The organism is Bifidobacterium samirii (assembly GCF_003952945.1).
Classification (GTDB): Bacteria; Actinomycetota; Actinomycetes; order Actinomycetales; family Bifidobacteriaceae; genus Bifidobacterium; species Bifidobacterium samirii.
The window spans coordinates 1-26,323 of the sequence record NZ_QXGK01000019.1; the positions used below are offsets into that span (position 1 = coordinate 1).

8 protein-coding genes are annotated in these 26,323 nt (G+C 68.6%); 2 read left to right on the forward strand and 6 right to left on the reverse strand.

The genetic code is table 11. From position 1 onward, the window contains the following. Positions 1–457: 457 nt before the first annotated feature. The 6 genes from D2E24_RS08315 to D2E24_RS08340 form a co-directional block, all read right to left on the reverse strand. The gene (locus tag D2E24_RS08315; RefSeq protein WP_125968881.1) at positions 458–1,210 is read right to left on the reverse strand and encodes a type 1 glutamine amidotransferase; all 753 of its coding nucleotides are present in this window, start codon (positions 1,208–1,210) and stop codon (positions 458–460) included. Positions 1,211–1,294: 84 nt separating this feature from the next. Next, positions 1,295–2,902 carry a Mur ligase family protein gene (locus D2E24_RS08320; protein WP_125968882.1) on the reverse strand — a complete coding sequence of 536 codons (1,608 nt, stop codon included), beginning with the start codon at positions 2,900–2,902 and terminating at the stop codon, positions 1,295–1,297. Between the two features lie 405 nt (positions 2,903–3,307). Beyond that, a complete protein-coding gene (locus tag D2E24_RS08325) occupies positions 3,308–3,874 on the reverse strand; it encodes a hypothetical protein (RefSeq protein WP_125968883.1) in 567 nt (188 codons plus the stop codon). Between the two features lie 459 nt (positions 3,875–4,333). Next, a complete protein-coding gene (dnaB, locus tag D2E24_RS08330) occupies positions 4,334–5,896 on the reverse strand; it encodes a replicative DNA helicase (RefSeq protein WP_241222930.1) in 1,563 nt (520 codons plus the stop codon). 597 nt (positions 5,897–6,493) lie between these two features. Beyond that, entirely contained in the window at positions 6,494–9,901 is a 3,408-nt protein-coding gene (locus D2E24_RS08335) for a family 20 glycosylhydrolase (protein ID WP_125968884.1), read from the reverse strand. Between the two features lie 222 nt (positions 9,902–10,123). Then, positions 10,124–14,164, reverse strand: coding sequence for a family 20 glycosylhydrolase (locus tag D2E24_RS08340; RefSeq protein ID WP_125968885.1), 4,041 nt, complete (start codon positions 14,162–14,164; stop codon positions 10,124–10,126). 592 nt (positions 14,165–14,756) lie between these two features. Between D2E24_RS08340 and D2E24_RS08345 the strand changes: the two genes are divergently transcribed. Further along, positions 14,757–20,108, forward strand: a complete 5,352-nt coding sequence (locus D2E24_RS08345; RefSeq protein ID WP_164521065.1) for a glycosyl hydrolase family 95 catalytic domain-containing protein — start codon at positions 14,757–14,759, stop codon at positions 20,106–20,108. 214 nt (positions 20,109–20,322) lie between these two features. Next, positions 20,323–26,256: a beta-N-acetylglucosaminidase domain-containing protein gene (locus D2E24_RS08360; RefSeq protein ID WP_125968886.1), complete on the forward strand. Its 5,934-nt coding sequence runs from the start codon at positions 20,323–20,325 to the stop codon at positions 26,254–26,256. The last annotated feature ends 67 nt before the right edge of the window (positions 26,257–26,323 follow it).

Genomic DNA, 26,323 nt, shown 5'->3' on the forward strand with positions numbered 1-26,323 from the left:
CCAGGCCGAGCAGGACCCGGCCGTCGAACGCGCTAGACTCAATACCAAGCCGCGCGGTTTCATTCATTTTTTCAATCACACACCGAATCAAACCGCACGGCCCTTACACACCAAAATGCGAAGAGCCAGATTACGGTCTTCCTCATGATCCTTGGTCACCATCCAAGGCCAATGTCGCCCTCGATCGGATCGAGGGCTTCCCGATTTCCGCACCGGCAACCCATCCCCTCTCAGGACCCGACTGCGCACATCCTTGTTCCTCCGTGACCGGAACCCGATAACCTCCCCGGTCCTCGGCCCCAGCTCACGCAAACGGCCATCTTTGCGTGACCTCAATCCGGGAACCTACCCAATCCTCGGGGCCAGGTCACGCCAACCACCCCGTCTGCGTGACCTGAGTCCGAGAAGCCAGCTTGTCCTCGGTCTCAGGTCACGCAACGGGACCGTCGCGCCCCAATTACCGGGGTCGCCCCGCAGCCACGCGCCGGGCCTGCTCGGCGGCCTCGTCCAGCCGCTGCAGCGCCGCGCGCGAGTCCGCATCCTGCAGCCGCTCCGGCTCGAACGCGCCGTAGCGGCGTTCGACGGCGGTGCGGATCAGGAAGTCGGCGACGGCCGGGTTCTTCGGCAGCAGCGAGCCGTGCATATACGTGCCGATCACGTTGTGCACGCGCGCACCTTCGGTGTGGTCCTGCCCGTTGTTGCCGGTGCCGTCGGCGTCGACGCGGCCGAGCGGCCGCACGCCGTCGCGCAGGAACGTCTGTCCGGAGTGGTTCTCGTAGCCGATCACGTCGCCGAAGTCGTCGGAGTGTTCGACGAGATTGCCGATCATGCGCACGTCGCGGCCGACCGTGTACGCGCCGATCACGCCGATGCCGTCGAGCCGCGCCCCGTCGACCGTTTCGAAGTATTCGCCGAACAGCTGGTACAGGCCGCAGATCATGAGCATGGGCACGCCGTCGGCGGCGAGCGCGCGCAGCAGGTCGGCACGCCGGTAGAAGTCGTCGACGATCTTCTTCTGCCCGGTGTCCTGTCCGCCGCCGCCGAGAATCATGTCGACGTGGTCGGGCCACGGGTCGCCCTGGTTGTAGGCGATGACGCGCGGCTCGTACCCGTAGAGGGCGAGCCGGCGCGCGACGGTGAGCACGTTGCCGGTGTCGCCGTAGATGTTCATGTCCTTCGGGTACAGCGACATGATGTCGATGGTGGTCATTGGCCCGCCTTTCGTTGCATGCGTTGCATGCGTTGCTTGCGTTTCAGTTCGTTGCGTGCATCGTCGGATGCGTGGGCGCGCCCGTCACCGTCCGACGCCGGCGTCGGCCACGTCGGCGATGCGCGCGAGCGCCGCGCGCACGTGGAGCATGGCCGTGTACGTGCAGTAGATGTGGCGTCGGCGGCCGGGGTGCGCGGGATCGGCGGCGACGAATGCGGCGAGCGCCGCGTCGAGGTCGGTGTCGGTGGCGCCGACGGGCACGCGGTCGTATTCGAGTCGCAGGGCCATGTCCCAGGCGCGTACGCCGGACACCTGCTTGACGCCGCCGTCGCGCAGCGAGGAGAAGTCGACGTCCCACAGCCAGCTCATGTCGCGGCCGTCGGCGTATTCGTCGTTGATGCAGATCATCGTGTCGGCGCCGTCGGGAGGGAAGGAGGCGAGGGCGAGGCGGAATCCCATGGGGTTCTTGACGAGCAGGAGTTCGGTGGGGTGTCCGTTGACGTCGATGATCTCGCCGCGGCCGAATGCGGGGGTGACGCCGGCGAGGGCGGCGACGAGCGCGTCGGTGCCGGCGTCACGGAAGTCGCGGATGCGTGCGGCGAGCGCGGCTCGTCCGCGTCCGGAGGCATGGTCGATGATGCGTCCGGTGCGTGGGTCGGCCTGTACGGCGCGTACGACGGCGAGCGCCGCGGCGGCGTTGTACAGGTTGTACACGCCTTCGAGCCGCACGTCGGTGGTGTGGGTGACGCCGTCGATGGTCAGGTCGGCGCGGTGGTCGCCGACGCGGGTGAGGATGACGTCGGCGTCGGGCCGGCCGGCGGCCGGGGCCGTTGCGCCGGCGACGGTCGGCGCGCCCGCATCGCCGTCCGCGGCGCCCGCCGACGCCGCACCTGCCGCGTCGGTCGTCGCGGCGGCGTCGCCGAGGTCGATGGTGACGGTCATGTCGTCGTCGGAGGGGAAGAACCGGCGCAGGTCGTCGGACAGGCCGAACCAGCGCACGTCGGCGCCCGGGGTGCGTACGAGGTCGGCGAGGCGGGCGATGCGCGGGTCTTCGCGGTTGAGGACGACGGTGCCGGTGGTGGCTTCGGCGACGTGGCCGAGGAGCCGGGCGGTGTTGTCGATTTCGCCGAAGCGGTCGAGCTGGTCGCGCATCACGTTGAGGAGGAGCGCGTAGCGCGGGCGGCATTGGCGTACGAAGTGCACGGCGTACGCCTCGTCGAGTTCGAGGACGGCGATGTCGGCGTCGAGCCGGCCGCCGAGGCTGACCTGTTCGAGGAGTGCGGAGGCGACGCCGCGGGTGAAGTTGGAGCCGGTGGGGTTGGTGAAGACGCGCAGTCCGAGGTCGGCGAGCATGGTGGCGACCATGCGCGTGGTGGTGGTCTTGCCGTTGGTGCCGGAGACGAGTACGACGCCGAGCGGCAGCTGGGCGAGCGTGCGGGCGAGGAAGCCGGGGTCGATGGTTTCGGCGATCTTGCCGGGGAAGGCGGATCCGCCGTGGTGCAGGAGCCGGGATGCGCGGCGCACGCCCTTGCCGATGAGCGGCGTCGCGAACGCGTGCCACGGCTTGCGTGGCACGGCCGGTGCAGCCGGTGCCACCGAAGCCGCCGAAGCCGCCGCGGCCGGCGTCGCACCCGCCGACGCACCGTCGGCCGGTTCCGTTTCACGTGAAACGCGCTGTGCATCGGTACCCATGTATCGTCCTTCCCTGATGGCGCCGTCGTGCGACGCCGCATGCCGCCGGCGCGGCGACGCCCGCCGCCGTCCGCCATCGCCCATCCTACCCGTCCACGCCGAATCGCCGACGACCGACGACACTCCCGAGGTTCAGGTCTTTGCCGACGTCCAGCGCAGTCACTCACGATTTCCCATCATGACCAACCGAACGGCCTTATCCCTCACCGCTCGCACACCTTGCGCCGGTACAGTTCGGAGACGGTGCCGTTGGCGCATGAAAAAACACGAAGAGTCCTTATGCTTCCACGAAACCGAACACGAATAACGCGAGAGCCGGCCCCCAAGATACTCGGGGCGTCCGGCTCTCACTTCCATTCCCCCAGCGGGGGCGGCTCACCTAGTAGTATACACGGTTTGACAATGTCAATCACCATCAATGACCACAGTTCGCACACAGCTGAGGAAACCATCGTACCTTCCTTCACCGGTTCGAGCGTCGCCATAGGCTCCGAGCAACTGATCCGGAAGCCACAGCCTTGCGTCTTCTTCTCCGGCCTGGAGTTTGACATGAATCGTTCCGATGAATCCACGGCTGCGCAGACCGTCGATGAATCGAATATCGTTTCTGTCCTGTGAGATTTCGCGCCGTTCAAGTACGAGCGTTTTCACGCCATATTCCTTTTCCAATAGAGGAAGAAGATGCTCCAGACATTTGCGCCGGGCTCGTTCGGCGGTATTCCAACGGCTCATAGGCACCGCGGCCACGATGACGTGATCGAGATGCATGGCGTCGATCGTGTCGATGACCTTGCCCCGCGTTACCGGCCGCATGTCGCGCCAATGCAGTTTCCGAGCACTCTTAGGCTTGAGCGATTCCAATCTTCTACGGGCCAGGATTTCATCGTCGTCGCACACGCACGCTCCCATCAAGTACATAGGCGAAGGCACTCCGGTTTTTCGAATGCTTTCATCACCCCAAGCGGTTGCCATGCTCTACCCCTTCTTGCGTAACGTGGACAATGGCTCGATGGTACTGGATGGTGAAGTCGACCGGAACAGCTTCCTTGTCTGAATCGAATGGCTTGCAGCCCTCCCCCTGGGACGAAAGAAGCCGGCGCCCTTGGGCTGACCGGCTTGCTTGTGGCCTTTAACGTCTACCGCGGTGACAGTCCGCGTCCGTTCGCACGGACGCGTTCCCCACGATGCTTAGCGTCCCCGTGGTGGGACTGGATACGTTCCGGGGCTTTGCAACCCCTGACGCCATTCGTATCGGGCGGCGGAATCCTTTTATACGTGTGGAGGCCAGCACGGCAAGTATGGACGCGGACGGCGCACCTGTATCTGCATCGTCCAGTGTACCAACACATGCCGCTTACGCCCACCGGCTTCACCGGATCGCGCGCGGCCCCGCATGCGGCACCAGGCCCGCCGCCCGCCGCCGGACCGCCGTCACACGGCCGGGCCGGTGCTGTAGTCCTGCGGCATGTCCTTGAACTTGGAGGTCGCGCCGAGGAACGCGAGGTGGAACGTCTCAGTGGGACCATTACGGTGCTTCGCCATGATGATGTCGGCTTCGCCGGGGCGGTCCTCCTTGTCGTAGAAGTCGGGCCGGTGCACGAGGAACACCACGTCGGCGTCCTGTTCGATCGAGCCGGATTCACGCAGGTCGGACAGCTGCGGCTTCTTGTCGTTGCGCATCTCGGGGCCTCGGTTGAGCTGCGAGAGCGCCACGACCGGCACCTCCAGCTCCTTGGCAAGCAGCTTGAGGGCTCGCGAGAACTCGGAGACCTCCTGCTGGCGGCTTTCGACGTGCTTGCCGGACGTCATGAGCTGCAGGTAGTCGATGACGACGAGCTTCAAATCGTTGGTCTGCTTGAGCCGGCGGCATTTGGCACGGATCTCCATGAGGCTCATGTTGGGCGAGTCGTCAATGAACAGCGGCTTTTCGCCCAGGTTGGCGAGGAACCGGTCGAGGATGTTCCACCGGTCGGGGGTGATCTCGTCGGCGCGGCGCAGCGCGCCCAGCGGGATGTTCGTTTCGGCGGAGATGATGCGCTGGGCGAGCTCCACCTTGCTCATCTCGAGGCTGAACACGATGGTGGTCATGCCGTGGCCGAGGGCGGCGGCGCGCGCGAAGTCGATGCCGAGCGTCGACTTGCCCATCGCGGGTCGGCCGGCGACGACGACCATCTGGCCGGGCTGCAGGCCCTGCGTCACGTCGTCGATGTCGCGGAATCCGGTCGGCACGCCCTTGTTGACGAGGCCGTTCTGCAGCTTGTTGATCTGGTCGAGCGCCTCATAGACGACGGGGCCGATCGCCGCGTAGTCCTGGCGGACCTTGCCGACCGACATCTCGTACACCTCGGCCTGGGCGAGGTTGACGACGTCCTCCGCCTGCGAGCCCTCGGCCGAGTAGCCGAGCTGGGCGATCTTGGTACCGGCGGCGATGACGTTGCGCAGGACGGCGCGCTGGTGCACGATGTCCGCATAGTAGGTCGCGTTCGCCGCGGTCGGCACGGATGCGACGAGACTGTGCAGATAGTCGACGCCGCCGACCTTGTCGAGGTCGCCGTCGGCGAGCAGCCGGTTGGCGACGAGGACCGCGTCGACCGGCTGGGACGCGGAGAACAGGCTGATGATCGCCTCGTAGATGGTCTGATGCTTCGGCTGGTAGAAGTCGGCCACGTCGATGGTCTGCGACACCTCGCCGATGGCGTCCTTGCTCATCAGCATGCCGCCGAGGACCGCCATCTCGGCGTCGTCGTCGTGCGGGGGGACGCGGTCGAACAGCGCGTCGCGCACCGACCGCGCGGAGTCGCCGCGACGGTACGATCCGTCGCCGCGGTCATACGACGACCCGTTGCGGTCGCGTCCGCCGCGGTCGCGTCCATCGCGGCCGCCGCGCTCCGACCGATCGTCCCAGTCGTCGCGTCCGCTGTGATCGCCCCAGTCCGCTCCCCCGTCGGGCGCGGGGGCGGGGCCGTCTTCTTCCCAAGTGGTTCCGTCTGCCATAGCTACCGAGTATAGGGGGCCGGCAGGAGGCAGCGGATTGGCCTCGCGGAGGACATCGTCCGATTACGTGCGATCGTACGTCGTCGCGTTCCCGGAGCGTCGTCACACGAAGTTCCGCTGCTGTCAGGACATGATGAACAGCACGATATCGTCATCCGACACCGTTTTGTCAATCGTTTGCCGACCATCGACGCGACACGCACGGAATGGTGCAATGTGGATAACTTTTCCGGAAGTTATCCACAATCTTGTGACAAATCAGGTATCCACCCCCCATATATGGGGCACATTTCCCCAAGGTTATCCACATATTGGGGACAACTATGTGGATAACTTGGGGGATAATCCGTGGACAACTGTGGATAACCATGGTGGACGTCCACCGAAACCTACCACGATTTGCCCTTCCGCCCATATTGTGCTACGCGCAAGTTTCAGTCATCAGCCCCAAAATCGTCCACAACGCCGTCCGAAAGACGGTCGAAGCCGGACACGACGAAGCCCGTCACCGTCGGATGGGGGAACGTGTTTCGCATTCTCCCCGTCCGACGATGACGGGCTCCTCAGCAGCGGTAGTCGCCGGCTTGACGTCGTCCGTCAGCGCGAGTCACGCCGACGGGCGACCAGCACAGCAGCACCGGCCGCACCGGCGAGCAGCGCGACGGCGATCGCAGCGCCCACCGCCGCGCCGGTCGAACCGATGACCGGCTTGCCCGGATTGCCCGGCTTGGTCGACGGCTCGGCCGGCTTCGTCGGCTTGCCCGGCTTGTCGGGATCCGTCGGCGTGGACGGATCGACCGGCGCCTTGACGAGCGCACCATGCGCCGCATTCAGCGCGTCGAGCGCCGCGGTCACGTCGTCCGCGGTGGCCGCATCATTGCCCAGCACGACCTTGGCATCGGCCAGCGCCGCAGCGAACGCCTTCCACGATGCGGACGTGTAGTCGGACTCGGTCAGCGCGCCCCACTGTCGTACGGCCGCCTCCAGCTTGTTCTTGTCCACCGGAGCCGGGTCGGGATCAGGCGCCGGGTCGGGATCAGGATCCGGCTTCGGGTCCGGGTCGGGATCAGGCACCTCCGCCTCGACTAGTCCGCCGCGCGCCGCGTTCAGCGCGTCGAGCGCCGCGGCAACGTCGTCCGCGGTGGCCGCGTCGTCGGCGAGCACCGTGCGCGCGCCGGCGAGCGCCGCGGCGAACGGCGTCCACGAGTCGGCCGTGTAGTCGGCTTCGACCAGCGCGCCGGCCTCGTCGACCGCGGCCGTCAGCGCGCTCTTGTCCACCGGCGTCGGCTCAGGTTCCGGGTCCGGATCGGGGTCCGGCTTCGGTTCCGGATCGGGCGTCGGGTCGGGCCGGACGTCGCCGGTCCACACCTGCGTCACGCGGCCGCCTTCGACGGCGATGCCGATGGTCGTCTCCTCGCCGTCCACGCTCACGCCGCTGGAGGATGCGACGCGCACCCGGATCGTGCCGACCTGTTCGCCGTCGGCGCCGGTCACGTCGGCGGGCAGGGTCACGGCCACGTCGACGGGCGAGTTCATCCGCGCGCTGTCGACGACGAGCTTGCCGCCTTCGGTGCGTTGCGTGGTGAACGTCTGCGCCATGCTCAGCGTCACCGGCAGCGTGTGTTCGCCGCCGTCCTCGCCGGTGTATACGGCGTCGATGTCCAGTCCGTCGGTGCCGGTGAGGCCGGGTTCGGCGTAGCGGCCGATCATGACCGTCCCGTCGGATCCGGTCGCCGCGCCGGATGCCTCGGAGGCCGCGTCGACGGCCCGGTAGGAGCCGTGCCAGCGGATCTCGGAGGCCTTGTGGAAGTTCTCGCCGCGGTTCATCAGGCCGATGCCCATGTCGGCGGCGCGGCGGTTCCAGTCGGTGTAGGAGCGCTGCGACTGCTGGGTCCAGCCGACTTCGGCGGTGGCGAACATGCGCGTGTACATAAGCAGTTCGGCGTCGTTGAGCGAGCGCAGGTGCTCGCTCCACAGCGCGTCCTCGACGCCCAGCACCTTGTCTTCGGTGGTGCCGGCCGCGCTGGTGGGGTTCCACTCGTAGAAGTTGGAGGTGGTGCAGGCGCCGCCGCACGCCCAGGAGACGCCGGTGAGCTCGTTGCCGGGCTTCTGCGGGAAGTACGCGTTGGCGGCCGGGGACATGATGATGCGGCCGTCGCGCTCGTTGAGGAGCTTGCGGATGCGCGCGTCGGTGGCGGCGTTGCCGGTCCAGTGCTGGACGACCGATCCGGCGGGGATCTGGTCGACGGCGGCGAGGCCGTCGTTCCATACGATCGCGGTCTTGCCGCGTTCGGCGGCCAGTTCGCCGGTGCGTCCCAGATACTGCTGGGTGCGGGTCTCCTGCGCGCCGTCGTTGAGGAACAGTTCGTCGCCGCCCAGATGCAGGTAGTCGGCGAGCACTTCGTCGGCGGGCATGGCGGAGGCGGCGATGCCCTGCTCGATCATCGCCTCGGTCTGGTCCATGATGTGCGCCATGACCGTGTAGGTCGCGTCGGAGTCGGTGGCGAGGCTGGTCTTGCCGTAGTTCTCCTTGGTGAGTTCGGCGGTGTCCTTGCCGGCGGCCGGCTTGGGGTGGGAGTTGCCGGTGTTGAGTTCGGGCAGCGCCTGCAGCAGGCCCATCGAGTGGGCGGGGCCGTCGTATTCGGGCACGATCGCGATGCCGTGGTCCGCCGCGTAGGTGACGAGTCCGATGAAGTCCTCCTGCGTGTAGTGGCCGGTGCGGCCGTCCTGGGCGGGCGACCAGGCCTGGTTGGGCCATTTGGCGGGGAACGACGTCGAGTCGGACACGTCGGCGAGGCGCGTGTAGTCGGTCGTGTCGCCGTCGGCGCGGCCGTCGTTGGTGATCTCGAGGCGGAAGCCTTCGTCGTCGCTCAGGTGCAGGTGCAGGATGTCGAGCTTGTAGGCGGACATGACGTCGATGATGCGTTCGAGTTCGTCGACCGGGTAGAACGACCGTGCCGGGTCGACGAGCAGGCCGCGCCACTCGTAGCGGGGCGCGTCCTCGATGAGCGACGCGGGGACGGTGGCCGGGGCGGCGAGCTTCACCGGCGACGACGTCCACGGGCCGATCAGCTGCAGCAGCGTCTGCGCGGCCCAGATGCCGCCCTTGGCGCCGGCCGCGGTGACGGCGATGCCGTCGGCGTCCGCATCGATCCGGTACGACTCGTCGAGACTGGCCGAACCGCCGTCGGGGATGCGTCCGCTCACGTCGAGGGCGGGGTCGATGGCGAACGACACCGCGCACTGGGTGCCGACGGGCAGGTCGAGTCCGTACGATGCGCCCAGCGAGTCGCGCAGGATGTCCACGGCGGCTTCGAGCGACGGGTCGGAGACGCTCACGCAGGTGTCGGAGGCGAACGTGAACGGGTCGCCGTCCTGCGAGGCCGCGTACAGCGGCTTGGGGGTCAGTCCGTCGAGCGGGTCGGCGACGACGGCCTCCATCGTGCCGATTGCGCGCATCTCCCACACCGACAGCGGGTACGACTGGCTTTTGGCGGTGGCGACCATGCGCAGGTGGGTGGTGGTCAGCGGGGTGTCGAACACGGTTTCGGACCATTGCGCCTTGCCGGTGCCGCTCAGTCCGGTGGCGACGTCCTGCCAGGTGACGCCGTCGTCGGAGGTCTGCAGCGAGTAGGCGGTGGCGTACGTGTTGCCCCAGGCGATGCGCACGCTGGAGATCGTCGCCTTCGCGGGGAATTCGTAGGCGAGCCACCATGGGCCGTCGCCGCCGTTGGCGCTCCAGCGCGAGGCGTCCGTCGCGTTGTGCACGGACGGGTTGGTGGGGTTGTCGGGCAGGTCGCGGTTGTCGGCGGCGAGTTCGGGGCCCTTCTGTCCGCCGGTTTCGCGCCCTGATGCGGTGACGGTCGCCTTGGGCGCCAGATTGGCCGCTTCGGCGTGCGTCGCGGCGTCGTCCGGCGCCGCCCATGCCGCGGCCGGCGCGATGGTCAGCGCCAGTGCGGCGAGCAGCGCGCCGATCGCGCGCGCCGCCCGTTTCGTCGTACTCATGGATGATGTCCTTACGTGGGATGGCGGGCCTCGCCGTCGAGGCCCGCCGATGATGGTGGATGCGTCGTCCGCCGCTGCGATGCGGCGGACGACGCCGGGAGGCCGGCCGGAGATCCCGGCCGTTCCATGCCGTCCCTTCCGGGGAGGGGACGGACCGGCGCCAGGCGATGCCTGCGCCGATGGTTCATGATGGGAAGTCCCGCAACGGGGCTTCCGTTGCCGTCAGCGTCCGCCGCGACGGCGGACGGCCAGCCCGACCGCACCGGCCGCGCCGGCGAGCAGGGCCACGACGATCGCCGCGGTCACGGCGGCGCCGGTCGCGCCGATCGTCGGCTTCGTGTCGGCGGTACCGGTCGTACCGGGCTTGGACGGCTTCGCCGGTTCGGTCGGCTTGGACGGCTCGGACGGCTTGTCCGGATCCGTCGGCTTGTCCGGGTCGGTCGGTTCGGCCTTGACGAGCGCGCCGGACGCGCCGTCGAGCGCGGTCAGCGCCGCATCCACGGCCTCCTGGGTCGCGGCGTCGTCGGCCAGCACCGCCTTCGCGTCGGCGAGCGCCGTCGCGAACGCCGTCCACGAGTCGGCGGTGTAGTCGGCTTCAACCAGCTTGCCGGCCTTGTCGACCGCGTCCGAGAGCTTGCTCTTGTCCACGACCGTCGGCTCCGGCTCCGGATCGGGGTCGGGGTCGGGCGTCTCGGCCTTGACGAGCGCGTCGATCGCACCGTTGAGCGCGGCGAGGGAACCGTCGATGACCTCCTGCGCGGCGTTCTCGTCGGCCAGCGCACGGCGCGCGTCGGCGAGCGCCGTCGCGAACGCCGTCCACGAGTCGGCCGTGTAGTCGGCTTCGACCAGCGCACCGGCCTTCTCGACGGCCGCGGCGAGCGCGGTCTTGTCCACCGGCGTCGGCTCGGGCTTCGGCGTCTCCTTGACGAGTCCGTCGCGCGCTTCGGCGAGGGCGCCGAGCGCCTGGTCCACGTCGTCCTGGGTGGCCTTGTCGTCGTCCATCACCGTGCGTGCGGCTTCACGAGCCTGGTCGAACCGTGCCCACGAGTCGGCGGTGTAGCCGTCGGCGCTCATCGCGTTCGCTTCGGACAGGGCCGCGGCGAGCGCTGTCCTGTCCACCGGCGTCGGTTCCGGTTCGGGTTCGGGACGGCGGGTCGGTGCGGCCGCTTCGAGGGCGCCCAGCGCCGCGTCCACGCGTTCCTGGGTGGCCTCGGCATCGGCGAGGACGGCCTTGGCGGCCGACAGCGCGGTCTGGAAGCGCTCCCACGATTCGGCGGTGTAGTCGTCCTCGTTCAGCGCGTCGGCCTTCTCGACCGCAGCGGCAAGCGCGGTCCTGTCGGCTTCGACGGCGACCGGGTTGTCGTCGGGCTGGTCGGGTGCGACGATCTCGACCGGCGTGACGACGGCGGTCGCGTTGAGTTCGGCGACGGACGTGAAGTTCGCCGGGTCGACCGCGTCCTTGCCGGGGAACATCTCGTCGCCGACGAGCTTGACGTACACGTCGCCGGCGGGCACGGACCCGTCGGGCACGGTGATGGTCTGCAGGGCGGTGCTCTTCGGGAACTCGCCGTGGGCGACGGGCGCGCCCCACTGCTCGTCGGTCATGTCGCCGACGGATGCGGCCGTGTCGGCGGGGACCACGTAGAGCTGGTACCGGCGGATCATGCCGTTGTTGTTATTGCCCTGGCGCGGCAGTTCGGTGACGGTGGCGAGCGTGGCGCCGTCCATCGACGCCTTGAACGCGATCCAGTGCGGCGGCAGGTCCTCGGTCGGATCCCACTTGGTGTGCCAGTAGGTGTTGGGGTTCTTGTCGAACGCGTTGCTCACGGGCGCGCGCTCCTGGCTCGTGTCGGCCACGGAGTCGGCCGCGTAGTCGGAGGTGCGCACGTCGAAGGTGAGCTTGCCGGTCAGGCCGATCGAGGTGCGGGCGAGTTCGGTGCCGTCGGCTCCGGTCATCGCGAACGCGATGTCGGCGGCGCCTTCGCCGGTGGTGTTGACGACGCGGAACACCGCCTTGGCGCTCTTGCCGGCGGGCACGGACCTGAGGTCGACGCGCTCGGGCAGCACGGTCCAGCCTTCGGGCACGGTGGGCGTGACGGTCACGTCGCCGGTGTTCTCGCCGTTCGCCGCCTGCACCTTGACGGTGATGTCGACGGGCGAGGCGGGGGTGGCTTCGGTGGAGGTCGCGGTGGCGCTCATGCCGAGTCGCGGTTCGATGGCGAACAGCGCGTTGTCGCCCACGAGGTCGTGGGGGAACTGGGCGATCTGTCCGGCCTGCGGGCGCAGCGAGGCGTCCTGTTCGTCCATGAGGGTCAGGTCGATGTGCTCCTCCTGGCCGGTGGCGACGGCGAGCCGCTGCTGGGTGAGGGCCGGGGTGATGGTGTACAGGCCGTCCCTGTCGGTGCGGATCTGCCACTTCTGCTGGTTGCGGGCCGGCGCGGTGGAGGTGTTGATGTCCTCGCGGAACGTCACGTCGGTGTCGACGCATTCGACCAGTTCGGGGCGGGCGCCGACCTGGGTGACGACGTTGAGGTGTTCCTTGAGCAGGCTGGAGTCGCCCACGCCCTGACGCAGGGAGAGGCACTTGCCGCTGTCGGCCTGGACCATCTGGTAGTAGCCGTCGGGGGTCTTGCGCAGGTTCCACGGGCCTTGGGCGGCCGCGTCGAGGCCGGGGATGTCGTAGGTGCCTTCCTCGAGCGGCTGGTAGACGTATTGGCGGATGGCCAGCGGGTAGCCGATCGAGTCGACCGACGCCTTCATCGCGGTCCAGTCGGCCCATGGGCGCGAGTCGGACCAGGTCATCTGGGCGATGAAGCGCAGACCGTAGAAGATCTCCTGTTCGACCTCGTTCTCGGTCTGCAGGTCGGAGCGGTCGGGCCAGATCGACACCTTGGCGCCGCGCAGGCCCTCGTAGTTCTTGTCGATGCGGCGCCAGCCGTCGAAGACGCCGACGTTCCAGTTGTTGTCGTACAGGTACTGGGGGTTGACGGTGAAGGCGCTCTTGGCGGAGCGCGACCAGTAGAGCGCCTGCGAGGCGTTCATCAGCTCGTAGCCGTTGGAGGCGAGGTCGGAGGGCTGGCGGCCGGTGCCCTGCCAGTATTCGACGATCACGTCCTTGTCGAGCGTGACGTTCTGCGTGGTGACGATGCCGTCGTTCCAGATGCGCAGGTGCTTGCCCTTGGTTTTGACGTAGTCGTTGATCTCGTTGATGAAGCCGGTGAACGCGTCGTTGGCGGTGGCGCCGGCGCCGTATTCACGTTCGGCGAACTCCTTGAGCTGCGGATAGTTGGCGAAGCTGGAGCCCATCATGTACTCGTCGGCGCCCATGTGCCAGTAGTCGGTGTCGAACGCGCCGTCGTACTCGTCGATGAGGGTCTTGTAGAAGTTCACCGCGTCTTCGCTGGAGATGTCGAGGCGGTTGGAGTCCCGGTTGCCGTAGCGGTCGACCAGCTGGTATTCGGGGTAGTTCTCCAGCCAGATGTTCATGTGGCCCGGGGAGTTGATCTCGGGGATCACGTCGATGCCGTAGTCCTTGGCCTTGGCGACGAACGCCTTGACGTCGTCGGCGGTGTAGTACGACCAGGCTTCGGCGCGCTTCGTGTTCTCCTCGTTGGGCTTGAGCTTCATCTCCATGAGCACGTAGTTGAGGCGCAGGTCGGCCATGTCGGACAGGAAGCGGTCGATCCAGTCGGTGGACACGTTGATCTGGCAGGCGCACAGCGTGGCGCCGCGCTCCTCGTAGGCGGGCGTGGAGGTGACGGTGCCGGCCGGCAGCGTCAGCTGGCCCTGGCGCAGCATCTGCGAGACGGATCGCGTGCCGTAGAAGACGCCGATGTCGCTGGCGCCGATGACCTTGAAGCCGTTCTTGCCGATGTCGAGCGCGAAGCCTTCGGCGCCCAGTTCGTCGCGCCGCGTCTCGTCGAGGACGAGCGACACGTCGGCCGGGCCGGCGTCGCCGGTGGCGGCCGGCACGTCGAGGCTGGAGAAGGCCGTCAGTTCGGTGGACAGCATGTCGGCGCGCGAGGCGAGCGTCTCGTCGGCGACGACGCGCGTGCCCTCGCCGAGCGTCCATGATCCGACGCCGTCGTCCCAGCCGTCGAGGCTGGGGACCGTGGCCGGACGGCTCAGTCCGGCGGGTGCGGCGGTGTGGTAGCCGGCCTCCGTCAGATCGTCGGCCGCGGCGACGCCGGAGAGGCCGGCGGCGACGATCATGGCGGCGATGCCCGCCGCGAGCGCGCGCGGGGCAAACCGTGATGTACCCATGTTCTCTCTTTTCAGGTGGTCGTCGTTGGATGGCGGACGATGCCGATCCTCCCCCGCCGCGCGCCGCGGCCGGTCCGGCGCCGTTGCCGGCGGCCGACGGGTCGGGTCCGTGCGGGTGGGACGGATCGTCCGAGGAAGGCTCCTTCGCCTTCGTGGTGGGAAAGCAGGCACCCCGTCGCCCTGCGGCGGACGAGGCATTGACCCCCATTAATGTACACTACGTTAACTACAAAAAATCCCACTCCTCCGACACACCGCAGCCATCGGCACCACCCTCCGAAGAGGTGTCGCATCGAACCGGTTATATGGGTAAATCCGCAGAATCTTCGGGAAATGTTAACGCAGGACACATCACCCCCAGCGACCGCCCTCCACGGCGACCAGCACACCCCCGAAAGCGACCCTGCGCAGCATTACGTCGGTTTGACACATCTAGTAAACTTCCTTAACATTATGTGGTTGACCGAGCTTTCCGGCCCGCCGGCCGGTGGCGCGCTCGCACCGCCCATTTCCGCACGACGGCACGATGCAGTGCTTGCCGTCCCCGACAGTCGCATCGTCGCGACATCCATCCTTCGAGAAAAGAGAACCCATGAACGGACCCCATAGGGGCCGGTCCCGCACCAGGACGCTGGTGGCCACCTGCGGCACCGCAGGCATGCTGCTGGCGCTGACGGTCGCGCCGGCAGGCGCCATGCAGACCGGGAACGCCCCATCCGGCGACGTCGCCACGCTCACCGCGTCCGCCGACACCACGCTGCAGGCGTGGTCGACGGAGAAGACGCAGAAGATGAACGCCAAGGCCTACATCGGCGCGCTGCGTCCGACCGGCGACCACGGCACCTTCGGCGAGAAGTTCGTCTCCGCCGACACCTCCGACCAGACCGACGCCAAGATGGGTCTGCTCACCTTCGACCTGTCCTCCCATGACCGCGCGCCCAGCTCGGCCATCCTCACCCTCACCTACGCCGGCTATGCGGGCGCCAACCGCGACGCGAACACCACCGACACGGTCCGCGTGACCGCGGTGGACACCACGAACTGCACCAACAACGCGCAGTCGTGCGCCCCCGACGAGGCGACCTGGGCCAACCGTCCCGACTTCGACGCCGACGCCGCCGACGCGCTCGTCGCCACGTCCGGCGAATTCGCCATCGGCGCGGTCAAGTACGCCGACGGCATGACCCTCGGCGCCACGTCCAAGGTCACGCTCGACGTGACCGACATCGTGCGCAGGAGCTTCGAGAACGGCAGCAAGATCGTCACCCTCGCCCTCGGCGAGGACAGGAACATCGACGTGCGCTTCGTCAGCCTCGAAGGCGCGGCCGGCGGCCTCAAGGGCGCCGACGCGTCGATGGCCCCGACGCTGAGCGTCACGGCCGCGCCCGAGCAACGCACGCTGGGCGTCGCCGCCGACACCACGCTGCAGGCATGGGGGTCGGAGAAGACGCAGAAGATGAACGCCAAGCCCTACGTCGGCGCACTGCGCCCGACCGGCGACCACGGCACCTTCGGCGAGAAGTTCGTCTCCACCGACACCAACGACGGCACCGACGCCAAGATGGGCCTGCTCTCCTTCGACCTGTCCGCCTACGACAAGGCGCCTAGGAGCGCGTCCGTCACCCTGACCTACGCCGGCTACGCGGGCGCCGCCACCCACGACGCGAACACCACCGACAAGGTCTATCTGACCGCCGTCGACACCACGAAGTGCACCAACGGCGCCGCCGAATGCGCGGTCGACGACGCGACGTGGGCGACCCGCCCCGACTTCGACTCCGCCGCCGACGGCGCGCTCGTCGCCAGCTCCGCCGACTTCGCGATCGGATCGGTCAAGTACGCCGATGAGATGACCGTGAACGCCGACGCGACCACCAAGGTCACGCTCGACGTGACCGACATCGTGCGCAGGAGCTTCGAGAACGGCAAGAAGATCGTCACCCTCGCTCTCGGCGAGGACAAGAACATCGACGTGCGCTTCGTCAGCTCCGAAGGCGCCAACGGCACCCTGGCCGGCGCCGACGCCTCGATGGCGCCCGTCATGACCGTCGAGGTCGAACCGGAACAGTACGTGCTCACCGTCACCGGCACCCCGACCAAGGTGCGCTACGACCGCGGCGAGGAGTTCACCGCCGACGGTCTGAAGGTCACGCTCACCGACGCGACCACCGGCACATCCACCGAACTCGCCTCCGACCAGTACACCGTCGACGCGTCCGCCTTCCGCAAGGACAGCATCGGCGTGTACCCGATCGTCGTGACCTCCACGGACCATCCGAAGGCCACCGCCATGTTCAACGTCTACGTGACCGCGCCCGTCGAGGAGGGCGGCGACGGCGACGTCAGCGGCGACGACATGATGTGGTACCGCCAGAGCGCCTCCAAGACGCAGAAGAACGGCGCGGACGGCAACGGCCTGTCCTCGGCGGACTCCAAGCAGTGGCAGCAGACGGTCCTGCCGGTCGGCAACGGCCGCATCGGCGGCACCGTGTGGGGCGAGGTCGACCACGAGCGCATCACCTTCAACGAGGAGACGCTGTGGACCGGCGGCCCGGGCAGCACGTCCACCTACAACGGCGGCAACAACGAGTCGAAGGGGCAGAACGGCGCGACGCTGCGCGCGCTGAACAAGCAGCTCGAGACCGGCGTGCGGACCGTGAACCCCAACAGCCTCACCGGCGGCGAGAACGCCGCCGAACAGGGCGCCTACCAGAGCTGGGGCGACATCCGCATCGACTACGCGTTCGACGACGATGACGCCGACAACTACCGTCGCGACCTCAACCTGTCGAAGGGCAAGGCGGACGTCTCGTTCGAACGCGACGGCGTCACGTACACGCGCGAATACTTCGCGTCCAACCCGGACGACGTGCTCGTGGCCCGCCTGACCGCCAGCGAGGAGGGCGCGCTCGACCTGACCGTGTCGATGCCGACGAACGCCGGCTTCTCCAAGAAGGGCGAGACCACCACGGTCAGCGGCGACACGATCACCGTGGCCGGCGCGCTGGGCAACAACGGCCTGCGCTACGATGCGCACGTCAAGGCCGTAGCCGACGGCGGCGAAGGCACCATCGAGACCGGCGCGGACGGCAAGTCCCTGCACATCGAGGGCGCGACCGCGGTCACGCTGTACGTGGCCGCCGCGACCGACTACAAGCAGGAGCATCCCGCCTACCGCACCGGCGAGACCGCCGAGCAGGTGGACGAGCGCGTCGCCGCGACCGTCCAGGACGCCGCCGACAAGGGCTACACCGCGGTCAAGCAGGCGCATCTCAAGGACCACGTCGACCTGTACGACCGCGTGTCGCTCGACCTGGGCCAGTCGAAGGCGTCCGACGAGGGCGCGCTGCCGACCGACCAGCTGCTGCGCGCCTACCAGAACGGCTCGGCCACCACGGCCCAGCAGCGCGAACTGGAGACGCTCGTCTACGAGTACGGCCGCTATCTGACGATCGGCTCGTCGCGCGAGAACAGCCAGCTGCCGTCGAACCTGCAGGGCATCTGGTCGTCCACCGCCTCCGACAACGGTCATAACGGGTCGACGCCGTGGGGTTCCGACTTCCACATGAACGTCAACCTGCAGATGAACTACTGGCCGACGTATTCGGGCAATCTGGCCGAACTGGCCGAACCGCTCATCGAATACGCCGAGGGTCTGGTCGAACCGGGCCGCGTGACCGCGCGCGTGTATGCGGGCGCCTCCACCGACGCCGGCACGGCGATCGGCGAAGGCGAGGGCTTCATGGCCCACACCGAGAACACCGCCTACGGCTGGACCGCCCCCGGCAACGCGTTCTCGTGGGGCTGGAGCCCGGCCGCGATGCCGTGGCTGCTGCAGAACGTGTACGAGGCGTACGAGTACACGGGCGACACGGACCTGCTGCGCGAGCACGTGTATCCGCTGCTCAAGGAGGAATCGCACTTCTACGTGAACTACATGCTGCACAAGGCGGCCCTCAAGGCGTCCGACGGCACGACCCGTCTGACCACCGGCGTGGCCTACTCGCCGGAGCACGGCCCGCTCGGCACCGACGGCAACACGTATGAGAGCTCGCTCGTCTGGCAGATGCTCAACGACGCCATCGAGGCGGCGACCGCGCTCGGCACGGACGCCGACCTGGTGGGCGACATCGAGGAGTGCTCGGCCGACAACTGGGCCACCGACGCGAACGGCACGTTCACCGACGCCGACGCGAACCGCTCGTGGTCGTGCGCCAAGAGCCTGCTCAAGCCGATCGAGGTGGGCGCCTCCGGGCAGATCAAGGAATGGTACTTCGAGGGCGAGCTCGGCAAGACCACCGACGGCTCCGGCATCGACGGCTACCAGTCCGGACACCGCCACATGTCGCATCTGCTCGGCCTGTTCCCCGGCGACCTGATCACCGTGGACAACACCGAGTACATGGACGCGGCGAAGGTCTCCCTGACCACCCGCGGCGACGACGCCACCGGCTGGGGCGTGGGTCAGCGCATCAACTCCTGGGCCCGCACCGGCGACGGCGACCACGCCTACAAGCTGGTCAAGGCGCAGCTCACCAAGGCGATGTACCCGAACCTGTTCGACGCGCATCCGCCGTTCCAGATCGACGGCAACTTCGGCAACACGTCGGGCGTCAACGAGATGCTCATGCAGTCGAACTCGACGTTCACCGCCACCGACGGCACCACGTACGCCAACTACACGAACATCCTGCCGGCCCTGCCCAAGGCGTGGGCCTCCGGTTCGGTCAGCGGACTCGTGGCGCGCGGCGGCTTCACCGTGGACGTGACGTGGGCCGGCGGCAAGGCCGACACGGTGACGCTCACGTCCGGCAACGGCGGCCAGGCGGCGGTCAAGGTCACCGCGGCCGGCGAACGCGCCTACGCGGTCACCGCCGCCGACGGCACGGCGGTCGACTCCCGCACCGTGACCAACGCCGCCGGCGACACGCTGCTCGTCTTCGACACCGAGCAGGGCGCCACGTACACGATCGCCGAATCCGACGCCCCCGCCCCGAAGCCGGCCGACAAGACCGCGCTGAACGCGGAGATCGCCAAGGCCGACGGCCTCACGCAGTCCGACTACACGACGGATTCGTGGACCGCGTACGCCGCGGCGCTCGACGAGGCCAAGGCCGTCGCCGCCGACGAGAACGCCACCCAGCAGACCGTGGACGACGCCGCCAAGACGCTGACCGCGGCCCGCAAGGCGCTCACGAAGGCCGAGAAGCCCGACCCGAAGCCGGAACCGGCCGACAAGACCGCGCTGAACGACGAGATCGCCAAGGCCGACGGCCTGACCGAATCCGACTACACGACGGACTCGTGGGCCGCATACGCCGCGGCGCTCGACGAGGCCAAGGCCGTCGCCGCCAAGGAGGACGCCACGAAGGCCGAGGTGGACGCCGCGACCGCCAAGCTCGCCCAGGCCCGCGAGGCGCTGGTGAAGGCCGAGACGCCCGAGCCGACGCCGGAGGTCGACAAGACCGCGCTGAACACGGAGATCGCCAAGGCGGACGGCCTGACCGAATCCGACTACACGACGGACTCGTGGACCGCCTACCAGACCGCGCTCGCCAAGGCCCGCGAGGTCGCCGCCGACGAGAACGCCACCCAGCAGACCGTGGACGACGCCGCCAAGACGCTGACCGCGGCCCGCAAGGCGCTCGCCAAGGCCGAGACTCCGGATCCCGATCCGGATCCGACGCCCGATCCCGATCCGACGCCCGACCCGGACCCGACCCCCACGCCGGACCCGGACCAGCCGACCGACCCGTCGAAGCCGACCGACCCGGACCAGCCGTCGAAGCCGTCGGAGCCGTCCAAGCCCGGCACCGGCAGCACCGGCAAGAAGCCGGTCATCGGATCGACCGGATCGAACGTCGCCGTCATCGCGGGCGCGGCCGTGCTGGCCGGCCTCGCCGGCGCGGCGGCCATCATCGTCCGCCGCAGGCGGACCCTCTAAGACCGGCCTCGTACGGGAGTAAAGCCGCTCCCGTACGGGGCCTGCGGGAACGACGTGTGAGGACGCCGCAGCCCGCATCCTTCGCAGGACGGTGAGCCGCCCGGTCGTCCCTCCATCGCCGGAGGGACGGCCGGGCGTCCACCTGTTTCCGCGACCGTCCACGGGCGTCCGCACCCCGCCGGAGCCGCCCCATCATCAAGAGAAAGGAACCCGCATGCGCAAGGCAATCGGGGGATTGCTCACGCTGGGCCTGACGGCCGGACTCGTCGTCACGACGGGCACCGCCACGGCGTACGCCGACGAGGCGACGCCGGACGCGACGGCCACGTCATCGTCATACACGCTCTATCCCCAACCGCAGTCGATCGTCTACGGCGACGGCGACTACATCCTTCGAGACATCAACGTCATCTACGACGACGCGATCGACGAGGCGACCCGCGACCGGCTTGAGGAGACCGCCGCGCTCAAGGACCTCGACGTCGCCGAATCCGACGAGCCCGTCGCCGGCAAGACCAACGTGTACGTGGGCGTGCACGATTCGGGCGGCGACGCGGAACAGGCCATCGAAGCCGCGTACGATCCCGACGACGAGCAGTTCGACCGGACCGACGCGTACTTCCTCAAATCCGACAACGGCACCATCAGCGTGCTCGGCGCCGACACCGACGCCAGCTTCTACGGCCTGACCACCCTCTACCAGGTGTTCGGCCAGCTCGACAGCCTCACCATCCGCGACTTCACCGTCACCGACCACGCCGACGTCGTCAGCCGCGGCTTCATCGAAGGCTACTACGGCAACCCGTGGAGCACGCAGGACCGCATCGACCTGATGACCTGGGGCGGCTACTACAAGCTCAACTCGTACTTCTACGCGCCCAAGGACGACCCCAAGCACAACGCGCAGTGGCGCACCCTGTACACCGACGAGGAGATCGAAACCAAGATCAAGCCGCTCGCCGAAGCCGGCAACGCGTCCAAGACGCGCTTCGTGTTCGCCCTCCACCCGTACATGTACAACGCGCTGCGCTACGACACCGACGAGCACTACGAAGCCGACCTCAAGGTCATGCAGGCCAAGTTCGCGCAGGTCATCGAAGCGGGCGTGCGCCAGATCGCGATCCTCGCCGACGACGCCGCCAACGTGGGCGCCGCCAACTACAACCGCACCCTGACCGACATGGTCGCCTGGCTCAAGGAGATGAAGAAGACCTACCCGGACCTCAAGACCACGCTGCCGTTCTGCGCGCAGGAGTACATGGGCAACGGACAGGCCTACTTCGCGGACTTCCCCAAGGAGGTGCAGGTCGTCATGACCGGCGGCCGCATCTGGGGCGAGGTGAGCGACACGTTCACGAACACGTTCACGAACACCGCCGGCCGCGGCCCGTACATGTGGATCAACTGGCCGTGCTCCGACAACTCCAAGAACCACCTCATCATGGGCGGCTACTCCACGTTCCTGCACCCGGGCACCGACCCGGCCAAGATCCAGGGCATCGTCCTCAACCCGATGCAGCAGTCCCAGCCCAGCAAGGTCGCGATCTTCGGCAACGCCGCCTACTCGTGGAACATCTGGGACACCGCCGAACAGGCCGATCAGGCGTGGAACGACGCGTTCTCCTTCGTCGACCACAACTCCGCCGTCGCCACCCCCGCATCCGACGCGCTGCGCGAACTGTCCAAGCACATGATCAACCAGAACATGGATAGCCGCGTCACCGCGCTCCAGGAGTCCGTCGACCTCGCCCCCGTCCTCGACGAGGCCCGCGAGGCCATCGACGCCGGCACCCTCGACGAGACCATGATCGACCGCCTCGCCGCCGAATTCACCACGCTGCGCGACGCGGCCGCCACCTACCGCGAGCAGGGCGACACGACCATGCTCGGCGACATCGGCAAGGACTACTCCACGCAGGACGCCAACGAGCAGCTCGCCCCGTGGATCGACGCGTGGGACGACACCACCGAGGCGGCGCTCGCCTACCTCGACGCGTTCCGCGCGCTCGCCTCCGGCGACGACGCGACGCTCATGTCCCGCTATTCGGCCGGCCAGCAGGCGTACGCGCGTTCGCGCACGCACGGCCTGTACTACGTCGACCATCAGGAGTACGCGGAGGTCGGCGTGCAGCACATCGTGCCGTTCATCAAGGCGATGGACGCGGCCCTGTCGCGCAAGGTGCAGGAGCTGGCCGACCCGAACGTGGTGACCGCCACCTACATCAGCGACGTGTTCACCAACCCGTCCACCGGCTCCCTCGACGACATCCTCGACGGCGACGACGCGACCACGGCCGTGTTCCAGAACCCGAACTTCCTGTACGAGGGCAACTACGTGGGCGTCTCCTACAACCGTCCGATCACGCTCAACTCGGTGCGCTTCGCGTTCGACGGCGGCAAGAACCACTTCTACCATGCCAAGGTGCAGACCAGCGCCGACGGCGAGACGTGGACCGACGTGCCGGACGCCACGTTCGAGCGTCCGCGCGGCTCCGAGGAGCCGATCGAGGTGACCGGCCTGAACATCGCGGACGTGACCGCCGTGCGTCTGATCGCCACCGCCGACAACGGCAACGACCTGTGGCTGGGCGTGCGCGGCATCGACGTCAACAAGCCGGCCGACACGTCCGACGAGCCGTACACGGCCACCGGCGTGACCCTCCAGAACCTGGTCGCCACCTACGGCAGCACCACCGCCATGATCATCGACGGCGACCCGTCCACGATCGCCTACCTCAAGGACCCGTCGGGCGACCGCATCGCCGCCGGCGCATCCTTCACCGTCGATCTGGGCGCCGTCAAGCCGATCGGCGAGATCACGCTCACCGGCCACGCGTCCGCGCAGGGCGACCGGCCCAGCCAGGGCGTCATCGAGGTCAGCGCGGACGGAGAGCACTGGACCGAGTTCGGCCGTCTCGCCGACGCCGTGACCACCACGGTCACCGGCAACGAGAAAGCGCGCTACGTGCGCGTGCGCAACACCGCCGACAAGGCCGTGTGGTGGCGCGTGGGCGGCATCAGCATCGTCCCGCCGGCAGCCAGCGACCCGCTCGCCGCCGTGTACACCAGCCTCGGCCAACACCCGTTCACCGCCGAACTCTCCGATGAGTCGGCCGCGCTCTCCGCCGGCGAGGCCACGCTCGACCCGAACGACTACATCGGCCTCGACCTGGCGTCCATCCGCCGCATCGCCGGCGCGCGCATCGACGCGGGCGACATGGACGGACTGACCCTCCAGTACTCCGACAACGCGATCGTGTGGACCGACGCGGACGACGCGGCCGACCTCGCCGGCCACACCGCCCGCTACGTGCGCCTGATCGCCGCATCCGGCAAGGCCGCGACGGCCGGCATCGTCGAGTTCGCGCTCGACTTCGACGCGGTCGGCGGCTTCGGCTCGCTCGTCTCCTCCGACATCGAGGTCCAGGCCAGCTGGGGCGACGCGCGCGACAACGGCGCCGGCTTCGACGGCGACATGTCCACCGTCACCAAGTTCGGCGGCAACCCGTACGCCGGCGACAGCGTCGTCTACGACCTCGGCCAGCCGATCGACGTGACGTCGCTGCGCATCTACACGCAGGACTCCCAGCTCGACTACATCCGCGACGTCAAGGTGCAGATGTCCGCCGACGGGACCGAGTGGACCGACGCGTTCGAGATCGGCGACGGCGTGACCGACACCGACCGCACCACCGCGTTCGGCGACATCGCCGACGATGCCAAGCGCACCGATTCCAACTATCCGAACGTGTTCTACTACGGCAAGGACGACATCGCCGGCGGCGAGGGCGTGCGCTACCTGCGTCTGCTCGTCACCGCCGACTATCCGCAGCGCGCGCTCGCGTTCAACGAGCTTATGGTCAACCAGGGCGCGTACGTGTCCGTCGAATCGAACGCCGCGTTCGAGTCGAGCGTCGTCGAGGAGCGCGGCCACGCGCCCAGCCTCATGCTCGACAGCGACCTGACGACCACCTGGCGTCCGAGCGCCGGCGACGGCACGCTCACGCTGCGCATGTCCGCCGACACCGGCATCCGCTCGTTCCGCCTCGTCCACGCGGGCAAGGCCAGCGGCGCCGCCGTCATCGGCACCGTCTACGACACCGCCACCGGCAAGGTGCGCGACATCGAGTTCGGCACGCTCGACCAGGCCATCAACGCGTTCAAGGTGCCCGACGGCACGACGCTGCTGACCCTCGGCATCGTCTGGGGCGACCAGATCCCCGAGATCGCCCAGCTCGTCACGCTCACCACCGCCAGCGACGACCAGGCGATCGCCGACGCGCATGACGCGCTCGGCGTCCTCGCCGACGTCACGCCCGACGGCTACGCGTCCTGGACCGCGTCGTCGCGCACCGCCTACGACGAGGCGCTCGCCGTGGCCCGCAAGGTGAACGCCGGCGCATGGGTCGAGACCGTCTCGCTCGACTCGGCCCGCAAGGCGCTCTCCGCCGCCGCGACCAACGCCAAGGCCAAGGCGTCCGACGATACCGTCGACGCGCTGCGCGCGCTCGCCGACGAGGCCCTGAGCAACGACGACCACCACTACACCGCCGTCTCGTACGCGCCCTACGCGAGCGCCGTCGCCGCCGTGCGCACCGCGCTCGACGCGCGCGACGACCTCACCAAGGATGCGGCGGCCACGCTCACGGCCACGGTGGAGAAGACCCGCAAGGCGCTCGTGTTCTCCAGCTACCGGAGCGAACTCGCCAGGCTCGCCGTCGAACAATTCGACGCGATCGACCCGGACGCCTACACCGACGCCTCCTACGAGACGCTCGCCGCGGCCAAGCAGGCCATCGACGGGCTGCTCGCCGGCGACGGGAAGCCGGCCGAGTTCCAGGCCGCGACCGCCGACTACACGGCGGCCCGCGACGCGCTGGTGAACGCGGCCGACCTCAAGGCGCTCATCGCCGAAACGGCCGGACTTGCGGAGGCCGACTACACGGCCGACTCGTGGAAGCCGTTCGCCAAGGCGCTCAAGGACGCCCGCAAGGCCGCCGAAAGCGGTTCCGCCGCCGACGTGGCCGACGCGCGCGCCAAGCTCGCCAAGGCCCAGGCCGACCTCGAACGCGTCACCCCCGATCCCGGCCCCGACCAGCCGGACACGACGCTGCTCGATAAGACCATCGCCGACATGCGCGCCATCGCCAACGAGGACGCCGACGGCGTCCAGAGGTACACCGCCGCCAGCTACGCGGCGCTCGTCGCCGCCGTGGACAAGGCCGAAGCGGACAAGGCCGCGCAGGACGCCGCGCTCAACGACGCCAACCTGCAGGCGATGAAGGACGCACGCGCCGCGCTCGTCCCCGTCGCCGACCTGCTCGCCAAGGTCGCCGAAGCGCGCGGGTACAAGGCCGAGCACTACACGACCGCCAGCCATGCGGCGCTCGCCCGGCTCATCGCCGACGACGATGACGAGACGACCGATCCGACGACCGTCGGCGTCGCCACGCTCCTCGACCACGGCACCGCCGACGAGCTCGCCGCGCGCGTCGCCGCGATCGGCGAGGCGATCGGCACGCTCGTACCCGCCGCCGACGGCATGACCGAGTACGTCGATGCGATCGTCGAACTCGACAACGCCGACGGACGCTACACCGCCGACTCGTACGCCGCGTACAAGACGGCCCTCGACGCGCTGCGCGCCCTCGCCGCGCAGGGCGACCGGGGCGTCGCGCTCGCCGACTACGAGACGGCGAAGACCGCGTACGAGACCGCCGTGTCGAATCTCGCCCACACCGAAGCCGACTACACCGAGGTCGATCGTCTGCTCGGCCTCGTGCCCGGCGATCTGAGCGGCTACACCGACGAGTCCGTTGCCGCGCTCCGGAAGGTCATCGACGGCATCGAACGCGGCAAGACCGCCGCCGAACAGGACGTCGTCGACGGCTACGCCGCGGCCCTGGAAGCGGCGATCAAGGCGCTCCAGCCCAAGACCCCGTCCGAGGGCACCGGCGACGATAAGCCGGGCCAGGGCGGCCAGCCGGGCGGCGCCACCGACGGCACCGGCACCAAGCCCGGCAAGCCGGCCAAGCCGGGCAGCGGCACCGCCGACACCGGCGCCGACGTCGCCGCGGTCGCCGGACTCGCCCTCGCCGCCGCCCTCCTGGGCGCCGGCGCGACGGTCCTGCGCCGCCGCCGCGCCTGACCCGGTCGGCGCGTTCCCCGCAGGTGGCGTGCGCGACGGGATGATCCCCGTACCGCACACCACCCGA